Source organism: Gordonia sp. C13 (assembly GCF_023218005.1).
Lineage (GTDB): Bacteria > Actinomycetota > Actinomycetes > Mycobacteriales > Mycobacteriaceae > Gordonia > Gordonia namibiensis.
The window spans coordinates 16,019-27,906 of sequence record NZ_JALPSY010000006.1; the positions used below are offsets into that span (position 1 = coordinate 16,019).

Consider the following 11,888-nt stretch of genomic DNA (forward strand, 5'->3'; position numbering starts at 1 on the left):
TGATTAGCTCTGAGGCTTTAGGGCTCGGGCTTTGGGTGTTCAGGTGGTCAGGGGTCGAGCTGCGTCAGCGCGGCAGGGTCTCGGCTGCCTTCGCGAGGCGCGTGGCGACATCGGCGTCGATGACCTCGTCGCCGACGCTGATCCGCAGGCCGCCCAGCAGTTCGGGCTGGACCTCGGTCTGCACCGAGATGGTGCGGCCGTAGATCCCGCCGAGGACGGTCGCGAGGCGCTCGACCTGTGCGTCGGCCAGCTCGGAGGCCGACACGACGTGGGCGACCGATTCGCCGCGTCGGGCGGCGGCCAGCTCGGCGAGCTGATCGACGGCGACATCGGCGGCCTGACCGTTCAGCAGGCGAACGGTCGAGGACAGAAGCGTCCAGGTGTGGCCACTGACCTTGTCCCCCGCCAGCTTCTGCAGGAGGTCGACGCGCTTGTCGGCATCCTTGCTGTGATCGGAGAGCAGCGACGCGAGCTGCGGGTTGGCCTCCAGGATCCGGCTGACGCGGAACAGTTCGTCCTCGACCTGCTCGATGACCCCGTCACGCTCGGCGGCGGTCAGCACGATCAGCGAGTTCTGACGACGCAGGGCGGTGATGAAGTCACCCGACGACGACCAGCGCTGAGTCGAGGCGGTCGCAAGGACCTCCACGACCACCGGGGCCACCTTGCCGTCGAACAGGGTGTGCACCAGAGAGTTCTTGCCGGCGGCGTTCTCGTCGTCCTCGACCAGGCGCTTGCGCAGCACCGGGTTCTCGCCGAGGAAGTTGATGGCCGAGGTCAGGTCACTCGACGCCGCGGCGAGAGCTGCAGCGTCGAGGTCGCCCGCAGCCGAGTCGAACTTGTCCGACACGGCGAGAGCGGCGTCGCGGCTGGCGGCACGCATGGCGTGCAGACCGACGAGCTTGGCGCTCGACGGAATGGCCGACGACGATCCCGACGACATCTCCTCGAGCTCGTCGATGACCCGATCGACGCTGGCGGCCTGGGCCGAGTCGTCGGCGAGGTGGTTGCGCACGAGTTCGCCGGCCTTGTCGACCGCGGCGAGGCCGAGGTCGGTACGGAGCTGACGAACCAGGTTCGCCCGCACCAGTGCGACCTGGTTGCGGCCGTGCTCGGAGATGCGCTTGACCTCGTGATCGGCCTGGGCGCGGATGTCGGAGGTGATCGCCTCGGCGTCGGCCGCGGCGTCCTTCTTCATCTGTTCCGCCTCGGCCTTGGCCTCGGCGACGGCCTTCTCACGGGCCTTCTGGCCTTCGGCGACCCGCTTCTTGGCGGCTTCGGCCTCGGCGAGTTGGGTGCGCACCGTCTCCTGACGATCACGCATCATCTTCTGCACCGGCGGGCGGACGTACTTCCACAGCAGGAAGATGATGACCGCGAAGCCGAAGAGCTGAGCGATGAAGATCGCAGGGTCGAACGCAGCACCGATGTCGTGGAGCCAGGTGCCGATGGGGCCCTGGTCGGATTCGGTCTCAGTGTTGGCAGCCATCAGTTCACCGCTCCGCTCGTCGATCGGGTGTCGGAAAGAGTGGCCGAGTCGACACCGAGCACACGCGCCGCGAGGGTCTTGGCGAGTGTGTCCACATCAGCTGCAGCCGTCGATGCCGCCTGCTCACCCTGAGCCGCCAGCTCGGAGCTGGTCGACTGCAGGGCAGCGTCGGCCTCGGCGGTCGCTCGCTGCTTCATCTCGTTCAGCTGTTCACGGCCCTGCGCGCGAGCTTCGTCGCGCTTGGCGGTGGCCTCACCGCGCGCTTCCTTGAGGAGCGAACGGAACTGCACGTCCGCATCCTCGAATTCGGCGGCGGCAGTCCGATTGTCCTCCGCGGTGCGGTGGATCATCTCGTCCCGCTCCTCGAGGACCTGCTGAATCGGCGGAACCACGAACTTGCGGATGACCAGCAGCAAAATCACGAAGATGAGCAGGACAACGAAGAACGTTCCATTCGGAAGCAGGAAGTTCTCTGCAGCAAGCGTCATTGTGGTGAGGTGTCGTTTCTACTCGGCGACAAAAGGGAGAGCGGTGATCAGCCGGCGCTGATCGGGGTGGCGAACACGAAGAGCGCCATGAAGGCCAGGTTGATGAAGTAAGCGGCCTCAACCAGACCAACGGTGATGAAGAACGGGGTGAACAGACGACCCTGAGCCTCCGGCTGGCGAGCGATACCGGCGATGAGCTGGCTACCGGCCAGGCCGTTACCGATACCGGCACCAACGGCGCCACCGGCCATGATCAGGCCGCCACCGATGAGTGCGCCGAGGCCAATGTAAGGATCCATTGTGATATTTCCCTTTCGGTTGCTGACAACTGGTGTGCCAGGTCTGTGGCTGCGACGACAGGCGCCGACGCAGGTCGGTCATGTGCGGTTGTGGTCGCGGCGTTCCCGCCGCGAGGTGCCCTGGACGGGCGGTCAGTGATCCTCGGTCTCCATCGACTGCGAGAAGTAGAGGATCGTCAGCAGCGCGAAGATGAACGCCTGGATCAGGCCGACGAACAACTCGAAGGACTTCCAGATCGCGTTGGGCGCCCACATGATGTACGGCGGGAAGAGGGCGATCAGGGCGACCATCATGCTGCCGGCGAACACGTTGCCGAAGAGTCGCAGCGAGAGCGAGATCGGCTTGGTGAACTCCTCGATCACGTTGATCGGCGCGAGGAAGGCGACGTGGCCCTTCACGATGCGAGCCGGGTGACCCAGCAGGCCGCGGGCCCGGAAGCCGGCGATCTGGTACCAGACGAAGACGAAGAGGGCGAGCGCGTAGGCGAAGTTCACGTCCGCGGCCGGCGGCTTGAGGATCTCGTGGTGACCCACCTGGACCGGCAGGACCGACAGCCAGTTGGAGATCAGGATGAAGGTGAACAGCGAGACCGCGAGCGGGAGGACGTACGGAGCGACCTTCATGCCGATCGCGCTCTCGACCTGTCCGCGCATCTGGATCGTGACTGCTTCCCAGAAGAGCTGCACACCCGAGGGGACGCCGGTCGAGGTGACCTTGGACTTCAGGTAGAAGGCCAGCGCGAGCATGATCAACGCCGCGAGCGCAGTCGCGATGATGGTTTCCAGATTGAAGGTCAGTCCGAAGAGCTCGAACTTGGTGTAATGACCCACCTGAATGGCTGGTTCGCCATCCTCTGCGGCTAGGTAGAAGGCGGTCGTCATGGTTGGCTACGAAGTCCTTTCATCACCGGAATGACCGTGTTCAGCACCAAGACCACCTGGCCGATGGCGAGTCCGAACATCGCGCCCAACCCGTCGGGTTGGACCAGAAACGCCGCCAGCAGAGCGAGCACCGTGATGGCACCGAGTCGCATGGCGGAGTTGAGAGCAAGAGCGGTTTTACGGGGGTTCAACTCGGCGGTGACCGTGTCGACGGCACGCTTCACGAGCAGTGCGTTGACGAGGATTCCCGCGACTCCGAGCAGGAAGAACACTGCGAAGAGGGGATGACCGACGAGGATCGAGACCACCGCGACCACGAGCGTCACGCCGCCGGCGATGAGTGCCGGGCGACGCAGACCGGTGGGCGCCTGCGGATAGACGGGGGCTGAATCAGGGGCAGATGTCTCCATGTCCCTCTCCTCAGCTCGTTGAATCCATACCGACGGCACGGGGCACCCGCGTGCGTGCAGCAGCCAGTGGCCGCCATGCAACAGCTCGCGTTTGGTGTGACCCTACCAACACCACCCCGAAGGTCTTACCGGGGGGTACGAGTCGAGGCTCGCGAGAACCGCCGGCGAGATCCGTCGGCGCCCGGGCCACAACTACTACGGCCGATAGTACACCAGATTTATCGTGCCCTTACCAAGGGTGCGCTCGGTCGGAACCGGACATCACCGGTCGACCCCGAGCACCTCATCGAAAGGCTTTCGTCGAGGTCCTGAGCTCGGCGAACCGGCGCTGTAGTCGCGGCGCCATGGTGACGAGCAGTGCCACCACCAGTCCCCCGCCGAACATCGGCGCGACCACCGACAGCGGGAACAGGGTGCTCGCCGCGGCGGAGAAGGCCAGGACACCGACCCAGAGGTAGATGATAAGCGCGACGCGGCGCTGGGAATGACCGAGTTCGAGCAACCGGTGGTGCAGGTGCATCTTGTCGGGTGTGTAGAAACCGACTCCGGCGCGGGTCCGGCGGATCACCGCGAGCAGCATGTCGAGCATCGGGATGAAGACCACGGCCGCGACGAGGATCAGCGGTGACAGCAGGGTGAAGATGTCGGCTGGGCCGTAGGCGTTGACCGCGATACGGCCGGACGCACTCGTCGAGGCGGCCGCCAGCATGAGCCCGATCAGCATCGCCCCGGAGTCACCCATGAAGATCCGGGCAGGCGAGAAGTTGTGCGGCAGGAAGCCGAGGCAGGCCCCCGCGAGTGCGACGGCGATGAGGGCCGGCGGGTAGTAGCTGACGTCGCCACCCTGATCACGGAGCAGGCCGAGGGAGAACATGCAGATCGCCGCCGCGGCGATGAGTCCCAGCCCGGCGGCGAGACCGTCGAGACCGTCGACGAAGTTGATCGCGTTGATCGTCGCCACCGTGACCGCCACGGTGAGGAGGCCCGCCTGGAGCGGATCGAGCACGATGGTTCCGATGTCGGCGAACGGCACCGGCACCTGGATCCAGGAGATACCGAGGAGCACGAGCACCCCGGCGGCGGTGAGCTGGCCGACGAACTTCGTCAGCGCGTCGAGGCCCCACCGGTCGTCGACGACGCCGACCAGGACGATCACCGTGCCCGCCGTGATCACCGCGGTCATGTCGGTGGTGTAGGCGAACAGTCGGTTGAGAGCGGGCAGGTTGGCGGCGAGGGCGATACCGGCCACCACCCCGCCGAACATGCCGAGACCACCGAGTCGCGGGGTCGGGATCACATGGACGTCGCGGACGCGCGGCACGGCGACCGCGCCGGCCTTGATCGCGAACACCCGCACCGCCGAGGTCAGCAGATACGTCATCGCGGCGGCGGTCAGGCCGACGAGCAGCAACTCGCGCAGCGGGACACCGGCCCCTCCCCCGTCGGTCGCGGCCGCGAGCACCACCGGGGCGGCGTCGATCATCGGCTCACCGCTGCGGCCGTCGAGGTCGCTGGGGACGTATCGGACACCCGGACAACGCTACCCGCATGCGAATCCTCTGATCTCACGGTGGATCCGGTCGTGCGTCGAGAGATCGTCGGTCGTCATCGCGGCCAGCATCGCGTCGGCGACCGCCGGGATCATCTCCGGGGTCAGGCCCCGGGAGGTGGCCGCCGGGGTGCCGATCCGGATGCCCGATCCCTCGGCGACGGGGCGCTCGTCGAAGGGCAGAACAGCCTTGTCGACCACGATCCCCGATCGATTGAGACGATCCTGCGCCTCGGTTCCGGAGATGCCGAGCGCCTCGACGTCGACAACCGCGAGATGGGTGTCGGTGCCCCCGGAGACCACCCGCAGCCCGCGCGCGGTCAACGCATCGGCGAGGTCGCCGGCGTTGCGCACGGCCGCACCCGCATAGGTGGCGAACTCCCTGGTTCCGGCGTCGTGGAAGGCGACGGCCTTCGCGGCGATCGCGTGCATGGACGGGCCGCCCTGGATGAACGGATGGACCGCTTTACGCAACGCGTCGGCGTGCTCGGCGCGCGCCAGGATGACGCCGCCGCGGGGCCCGCGAAAGACCTTGTTGGTGGAGAAGGTGACGACGTCGGCGTGCGGCACCGGCGACGGGAGCAGCCCGGCGGCAACGTGTCCGGCGAGGTGCGCCGCGTCGACCAGGAGGATGCACTCCGCTTCGTCGGCGATCTCGCGCAGCAGCGGGTAGTCGAAAGAACGCGAATACGTCGTGGCGCCGGCCACCAGCATCCGCGGCCGATGCACCAGGGCGAGTTCCCTGACCTGGTCGTAGTCGACGAGCTCGGTGTCGCGGCGCACCTCGTAGTGCAGCGGCGAGAACCAGCGACCGGAGAAGTTGGCGCGCGAACCGTGGGTCTGGTGCCCGCCGTGCTCGAGCCGCAGCGCGAGCACCGGGTCCCCCGGCTGGGCGAACGCCGCGTGGACGGCGAGATTCGCCGCGCTCCCCGACAGCGGCTGGACGTCGACGTGGTCGGCGCCGAAGAGTTCCCGCGCCCGGCTGATCGCGAGTTCCTCGAGTTCGTCGACGATCTCGCAACCACCGTGATAGCGCGACCCGGGGCGCCCCTCGGCGTACTTCGAGTCGAAGGTCGAGGCCATCGCGGCCCGCACCCCCGCAGTCGGTTCGGTCTCGCTCGCGAGCAGCTGGAGCCACGTGCGCCGGCGGGATGATTCCCGCTCGATCAGCATGTCGATCTGCGGGTCACCCGTCGAACCGATGCCCGACGGCATCTCAACCACGCAGTGAGTCGGGGTCGACGTCGAGGACCTCGGCGACGGCCTCGATCGTGATGGCACCCTCACGCAGGACGCGTGGCTGCGCGCCCGACACGTCGACGATCGTCGACGCCTGGGCGATCGGCGCAGGCCCGCCGTCGAGGTACACCGAGATCTTGTCGCCGAGCTGTTCCCGGGCCTCGTCGACAGTGGTGGCGGGCGGGCTGCCCGACACGTTCGCGCTCGACACCGCCATCGGCCCGACCTCACGCAGCAGCTCGATCGCGACCGGATGCAGCGGCATGCGCAGCATGACCGTGCCGTCGGTGTCACCGAGATCCCAGGCGAGCGACGGTGCCTGACGGACAACGAGACTCAGCCCGCCGGGCCAGAACGCCTCGATCAGGTCGCGGGCAGCCTGCGGGACGGACAGCACGAGTCCGTCGATGGAATGCCATGAGCCGACCAGGACCGGCACCGGCATGTCCCGGCCGCGGTGCTTGGCCGCGAGCAGCGAGCCGACGGCGTCGGAATCGAAGGCATCGCAACCGACTCCGTAGAGCGTGTCGGTGGGGACCACCACCAGGCGTCCCGCCTTCGCCGCCCCGACGGCCGCGCGAATGCCCGCCGAACGGCTCTGCGGATCGTTGCAGTCGAAAACAATGCTCACCGGTCCATCCTTTCATGCCCCCGGTGGTGCATTCCGGCAGACGCGCCTCAGCCGACGCGGCGGGCGGTGACGAAGCGCGGTCGCCCGGCCAGATCCGTACGGGCGGTCACCTCGTCGAACCCGCCGTGGGCGCGCAGGCAGTCGACGACGGCATCCGAGGTCGTGTCGTCGTGTTCGATCCCGACGAGACCGCCCGGGGCGAGCATGGTCGCGATGACCGGCACCATCGGGACGATGACGCTCATCCCGTCGTCGCCGCCGAAGACCGCGCGCGCCGGGTCGTGGTCCACCTCGGGACCGACCTCGGACCGCAGCGGGACGTAGGGCGGGTTGGTCGCGACGATCGAGACGCTCCCCGCCGGGATCGCGCGGCCGATCTGATCGGCATCGGTGACGTCCGCGGCCACCACGTCGAGCCGTTCCCGAACTCCGGACGGCGCCTCGGAAACGTTGCGCCGCAACCACTTCAACGCGGCGTCGTCAATCTCGACGGCCGTGACGCGCGCGGAACGGACCAGCGTCGCCAGGCCGATGGCCAGGGCGCCGCTACCGCTGCAGAGATCGACGATGCGTACCGGGTCGGCCATGGGCGCAGCGGCGGACGCCGCCCATTCGAGCAGATACTCGGTCTCCGGTCGCGGGATGAACACGCCCGGGCCGACGGCCAACTCGAGCGGACCGAACGCCGCGGTTCCGACGATGTGCTGCAACGGGATTCGACGCGCCCGCTGGTCGATCGCCGTCCGGAACTCACGGACGCGTGCGTCGTCGATGGTGTCGATGACGATCAGGCGGCCGGGGTCACACGAGAGGACGTGCGACATCAGCCATTCGGCATCGCGTCGTGCCGAGTCGATTCCGGCTGCTACCAGTTGTGCGGTGGCTCTGCGGATTTCGTCGGCCACCCGGGCCGGCGCGTCCGACATCGGGTTATTCGGCTTCCATGCGGGCCTGGCGCTCGGCGGCGACGAGCGCGTCGAGGAGGTTGTCCATGTCCCCGGCGAGAACGGCGTCGAGGTTGTTGGCCTTGTAGCCGATGCGGTGATCGGTGATGCGGTTCTCGGGGAAGTTGTAGGTGCGGATGCGCTCGGAGCGGTCGACGGTGCGGATCTGCGCAGCACGACCCTCCGCGGCCGCGGCCTCGGCCTCCTCCTCCGCCGCCGACTGGAGGCGGGCGGCGAGCACCTGCATGGCGCGGGCCTTGTTCTGCAGCTGCGACCGCTCGTTCTGGCAGGTCACGACGATGCCGGTGGGCAGGTGCGTGATACGGACTGCCGAGTCCGTGGTGTTGACACCCTGACCGCCCTTGCCCGACGACCGGTAGACGTCGATGCGCAGGTCCGATTCGTCGATCGCGACCTCGGCCACCTCTTCGGGCTCGGGGTAGATGAGCACACCGGCCGCCGAGGTGTGGATACGTCCCTGGGACTCGGTCACCGGCACACGCTGCACGCGGTGCACGCCGCCCTCGAACTTGAGTCGCGACCACACCCCGTCGCGGACGGCCTCCTTGGACTTGATCGAGAAGGTCGCCTCTTTGTAGCCGCCGAGGTCGGATTCGGTGACGCCGAGGGTCTGCACCTTCCAGCCGTGCCGCTCGCAGTACTTGAGGTACATGCGTGCGAGGTCGGAGGCGAACAGCGCGGACTCCTCGCCGCCGGCGCCGGACTTGATCTCGAGGACCACGTCGTCGCTGTCGTGGGGATCACGCGGGGCGAGCAGGTCGGTGAGCGTCGCGTCGAGTTCCTCGACGGTCGCCTCGAGGGCAGGGATCTCGGCGGCGAACGATGAATCGTCCGCCGCGAGCTCACGTGCCGCCTCCAGATCCTCGCGTGCCGCCTTGAGCTTGTTGTAGGTCGACATCACCGGGGCGAGCTCGGCAAACCGTTTTCCCACCCGGCGCGCGGCAGCGGGATCGTCGTGCAGCGAGGGATCGGCGAGCTGACGCTCGAGGCCGGAGTGCTCGGCCAGGATGTCATCGATGGCCGACGGACTCTGCGTACTCACTGCAAACCTCACTTGGAAGAGGGAACTCACCGCGGAAGAACATGGTCGGCGAGAACCTGGGGAGAGAAAAGACCTGGTCAAACACAAACGACGCCCGTCCCGACTGGGCGTCGGGCGGGCGTCGCAGCGTGGTCTACTTGGTGCGCTTGCCGTAGCGCTTCTCGAACCGGGCGACACGGCCGCCGGTGTCGAGGATCTTCTGCTTGCCCGTGTAGAACGGGTGGCACTGCGAGCAGACTTCGACGTTGATACGACCGTTGGCAGCGGTGCTGCGGGTCTCGAACGTGTTGCCGCAGCCGCAGACGACGGTGGTCGCCGCGTACTCGGGGTGGATTCCCTGCTTCATGTCTGGTGCGTCCCTTTCTGTGGCCGCCGGGTCACCGTCGCCTCTCGACGGTGTGAACCGGAACCGGACTCGACCGCTCAGTATGCCATGTGTGCCGTTCGCGACGGAAATCGCGGACGCAGCGGTCGCAGGTTGGTCAACGGCACGGATCGCGATTTGATTCCCGGGTGAATATCACACCTCCGGAGGGTCGTGGAGGGTGCCCTAAGAGTAGTACCGTGGCCGACGGCCAATCTCTTGGCATCACCTCTCCGACCACGAAGGATTCTCGATGTACGACGCCGCTTCGGCCGGTACCAGCACTCCACTGAGCACCACCCCGGATGAGTCGTCGACGCAGCAGTCCGCCCCGGCACGGCGCAAGTCGGCCCGGTCGCCGTGGAACCGGCGGAACCCCTACCCGGCGACGATCGTGACCAACACCATCCTGTCCGGTCCGGGATCGGCCAAGGAGGTGCGCCACGTCGAGATCTCCCTCGGCGACAGCGGCATCACCTACGAACCGGGCGACGGCATCGCCATCACGCCGGTCAACGATCCCGCCCTGGTGGATCTCCTTCTCGAGCGCCTGGGAGCGGTCGGCGACGAGATCATCGCCGACCGGAAGGCCACTTACAGCCTCCGCGAGGCCCTGACCACGCGCTACGAGATCGGCTGCCCATCGAAGTACCTGGCCAGGGCGGTGGCCGAGCGCACCGACCATGCCGAGTTGACCCGCCTGATCGAGGCCGACGACGCTCAGGCGCTCGACACCTGGCTCCACGGCCGTGACGTCCTCGACCTGCTGAACATCGATCCGACCATGGTCTTCGCACCCGAGGAACTCCTCGAGGAACTCAGCCCGCTCGCCCACCGCGAGTACTCGATCTCCTCGAGCCCCGCCGTTCACTCGGGGACCGTGCACATCACGATGGCCACCGTGCGCTACGTCGCCGGCGACCGCGAACGCGGCGGTGTCTGCTCGACGCACCTCGCCGACCGGTGCGCGCCCGGTGACACCGTGAACGTCTTCATCACCCCCAACAAGACGTTCCGTCTTCCGGAGGGCGACGTCCCGGCCGTCATGATCGGTCCGGGAACCGGGATCGCCCCGTTCCGCGCTTTCCTCCATCACCGCGCGGCCACCGGGTCGACCGGATCGAACTGGCTGTTCTTCGGCGACCAGCATCGCGACACCGACTACCTCTACGCCGACGAGATCGACGGCTTCGTCACCGACGGCCTGCTGGATCGGCTGGACCTCGCGTTCTCGCGGGACCAGGACCACAAGGTCTACGTCCAGGACCGCATGCGCGAGAACGGCGCGGACCTGTTCGCCTGGCTCGAGAAGGGCGCCCACGTCTACGTGTGCGGTGATGCCGCCACGATGGCCGGCGACGTCGACGCGGCTCTCCATGAGATCGTCGCCCAGCACGGCGGTCTCGACTCCGACGCCGCGCGCGACTACGTCGACGCACTCCGCGCCGCGGGCCGCTACGCCCGCGACGTCTACTGAGCCGACTCCGGCGAGATCTGCGCGCCGTGCCCGACCCCACCGACGACCCGATCCGGCCGAGCGACCTCGAGACCCTCCTCGCGACACCGGGTTTCGGCGAGTCCGCGGTCAGTTCGGACATCGGCGCGATCGCCGCGCGACTCCCCTCGCTCGCCGAGGTCGTCGGTGTCACGGTCGCCGGACCGGTGATCATGAATGCGGTCGGCGTTCACGGAATCCCCACCCCGCTGGGTGGCCCCCTCGCTATCGGTCCTGAACGGATCTCGTTGCGCCTCAACCCCTCTCGGTTGTCGTCGACGCTGCAGACCGATCCCGCCGCCCAGGTCCCGCCCACGCTGCGCCTGTTCGACGCGAGCGGCGACACCGCGCACGCGACCTACCTGACCGAGAACTCCGACCGCCTCGCCTTCGAGTCGCTGAGCCTGTCCACCTCGATGGCGGCGATTCACGGCTCGGAACCCACGCCCGTCCCGACGTTTTACGGACCCGAGTACATCCCGGCCGCACTCCCCGACCGCCACGACGGCGACCAGGTCGGGCTCTTCGACTCGGTCCTGCTCGACGGCGGCACCTCTCGGCTCCAGTCGCTGGCCGAGGGCCGTGGCTCGCGCGGCACCCGCGTCGATCCGCGTCGGATCATCGCCGCACTCGAGCACGCCGCGCTGCTGGGGATGACGGTCACCCTCGCCGCCGCAGCGCCCGGATGCATGCAGATGCGCCAGGACCGGCTCGACGGCGCCCGCGAGCACCGCGGGCAGATGGTCCTCGCGTCCGGCGCGTCTCGGGTGATGATCAACTTCACCCACGTCGAACAGTGCTGGGTCACCTGGTCAGAAGGAGCCTGGGGCCCCACTGCCGCCCTAGAGTTCTACGACCGGCGCGGGCGCTGCTGTCTCGTCGTCACGCACGTCGGCGCCGTGTCCCGCGCCACCGTCGAGGCGTGGGATCACCTGACCGGCGATCTGGCTTCCTGACCCTTTGGCTGCCTGAGGCGCGAGGAGCGCAAGCCGGCGGGCTGAGTAGCGACGAAGGAGCGTGTCGAAGTCGACAAGC

13 protein-coding genes are annotated in these 11,888 nt (G+C 67.8%); 2 read left to right on the plus strand and 11 right to left on the minus strand.

Features of this window, described 5'->3' with window-relative positions; translation table 11 throughout:
* Nucleotides 1–64: 64 nt before the first annotated feature.
* The 11 genes from M1L58_RS07050 to rpmE form a co-directional block, all read right to left on the minus strand.
* A complete protein-coding gene (locus M1L58_RS07050; protein WP_248658340.1) occupies nt 65–1,489 on the minus strand; it encodes a F0F1 ATP synthase subunit B/delta in 1,425 nt (474 codons plus the stop codon).
* Nucleotides 1,489–1,977, minus strand: coding sequence for a F0F1 ATP synthase subunit B (locus M1L58_RS07055; protein ID WP_005196345.1), 489 nt, complete (start codon nt 1,975–1,977; stop codon nt 1,489–1,491). Before M1L58_RS07055 ends, M1L58_RS07050 begins: the two co-directional genes overlap by 1 nt.
* A 47-nt stretch (nt 1,978–2,024) precedes the next feature.
* Entirely contained in the window at nt 2,025–2,276 is a 252-nt protein-coding gene (locus M1L58_RS07060; protein WP_006360523.1) for a F0F1 ATP synthase subunit C, read from the minus strand.
* 132 nt (nt 2,277–2,408) lie between these two features.
* Nucleotides 2,409–3,158 carry a F0F1 ATP synthase subunit A gene (atpB, locus tag M1L58_RS07065; protein WP_006865804.1) on the minus strand — a complete coding sequence of 250 codons (750 nt, stop codon included), beginning with the start codon at nt 3,156–3,158 and terminating at the stop codon, nt 2,409–2,411.
* A complete protein-coding gene (locus M1L58_RS07070) occupies nt 3,155–3,568 on the minus strand; it encodes a hypothetical protein (protein ID WP_006360521.1) in 414 nt (137 codons plus the stop codon). The genes atpB and M1L58_RS07070 overlap by 4 nt, the downstream gene beginning before the upstream one ends.
* A gap of 283 nt (nt 3,569–3,851) precedes the next feature.
* Nucleotides 3,852–5,051: a glycosyltransferase family 4 protein gene (locus M1L58_RS07075; RefSeq protein WP_006865805.1), complete on the minus strand. Its 1,200-nt coding sequence runs from the start codon at nt 5,049–5,051 to the stop codon at nt 3,852–3,854.
* Between the two features lie 57 nt (nt 5,052–5,108).
* Nucleotides 5,109–6,332, minus strand: coding sequence for a serine hydroxymethyltransferase (glyA, locus tag M1L58_RS07080; RefSeq protein WP_248658454.1), 1,224 nt, complete (start codon nt 6,330–6,332; stop codon nt 5,109–5,111).
* A gap of 1 nt (nt 6,333) precedes the next feature.
* Nucleotides 6,334–6,987 (minus strand): L-threonylcarbamoyladenylate synthase, encoded by a 654-nt coding sequence (locus M1L58_RS07085; protein WP_006865807.1) that lies wholly within the window; start codon nt 6,985–6,987, stop codon nt 6,334–6,336.
* 47 nt (nt 6,988–7,034) lie between these two features.
* A complete protein-coding gene (gene prmC / locus M1L58_RS07090; protein ID WP_248658341.1) occupies nt 7,035–7,913 on the minus strand; it encodes a peptide chain release factor N(5)-glutamine methyltransferase in 879 nt (292 codons plus the stop codon).
* Nucleotides 7,914–7,917: 4 nt separating this feature from the next.
* Nucleotides 7,918–8,994 carry a peptide chain release factor 1 gene (gene prfA / locus M1L58_RS07095; RefSeq protein ID WP_006865809.1) on the minus strand — a complete coding sequence of 359 codons (1,077 nt, stop codon included), beginning with the start codon at nt 8,992–8,994 and terminating at the stop codon, nt 7,918–7,920.
* A gap of 133 nt (nt 8,995–9,127) precedes the next feature.
* Complete coding sequence (gene rpmE, locus M1L58_RS07100; protein ID WP_006865810.1) at nt 9,128–9,340, minus strand: 50S ribosomal protein L31; 213 nt, start codon at nt 9,338–9,340, stop codon at nt 9,128–9,130.
* Nucleotides 9,341–9,611: 271 nt separating this feature from the next.
* Here rpmE and M1L58_RS07105 point away from each other — a divergent pair, with 271 nt between their 5' ends.
* Together M1L58_RS07105 and M1L58_RS07110 are read left to right on the plus strand one after the other, a co-directional pair.
* Complete coding sequence (locus M1L58_RS07105) at nt 9,612–10,835, plus strand: sulfite reductase subunit alpha (protein ID WP_248658342.1); 1,224 nt, start codon at nt 9,612–9,614, stop codon at nt 10,833–10,835.
* 26 nt (nt 10,836–10,861) lie between these two features.
* Nucleotides 10,862–11,809, plus strand: a complete 948-nt coding sequence (locus M1L58_RS07110; protein WP_248658343.1) for a heme transporter — start codon at nt 10,862–10,864, stop codon at nt 11,807–11,809.
* Nucleotides 11,810–11,888 lie beyond the last annotated feature (79 nt).

Excerpts from the sequence above, each read along its gene's own strand:
- M1L58_RS07050 (WP_248658340.1), bottom strand. The coding sequence starts at position 1,489 with ATGGCTGCCAACACTGAGACCGAATCCGACCAGGGCCCCATCGGCACC.
- M1L58_RS07055 (WP_005196345.1), bottom strand. The coding sequence starts at position 1,977 with ATGACGCTTGCTGCAGAGAACTTCCTGCTTCCGAATGGAACGTTCTTC.
- M1L58_RS07060 (WP_006360523.1), bottom strand. The coding sequence starts at position 2,276 with ATGGATCCTTACATTGGCCTCGGCGCACTCATCGGTGGCGGCCTGATC.
- atpB (WP_006865804.1), bottom strand. The coding sequence starts at position 3,158 with ATGACGACCGCCTTCTACCTAGCCGCAGAGGATGGCGAACCAGCCATT.
- M1L58_RS07070 (WP_006360521.1), bottom strand. The coding sequence starts at position 3,568 with ATGGAGACATCTGCCCCTGATTCAGCCCCCGTCTATCCGCAGGCGCCC.
- M1L58_RS07075 (WP_006865805.1), bottom strand. The coding sequence starts at position 5,051 with ATGATCGACGCCGCCCCGGTGGTGCTCGCGGCCGCGACCGACGGGGGA.
- glyA (WP_248658454.1), bottom strand. The coding sequence starts at position 6,332 with ATGCCGTCGGGCATCGGTTCGACGGGTGACCCGCAGATCGACATGCTG.
- prmC (WP_248658341.1), bottom strand. The coding sequence starts at position 7,913 with ATGTCGGACGCGCCGGCCCGGGTGGCCGACGAAATCCGCAGAGCCACC.
- rpmE (WP_006865810.1), bottom strand. The coding sequence starts at position 9,340 with ATGAAGCAGGGAATCCACCCCGAGTACGCGGCGACCACCGTCGTCTGC.
- M1L58_RS07105 (WP_248658342.1), top strand. The coding sequence starts at position 9,612 with ATGTACGACGCCGCTTCGGCCGGTACCAGCACTCCACTGAGCACCACC.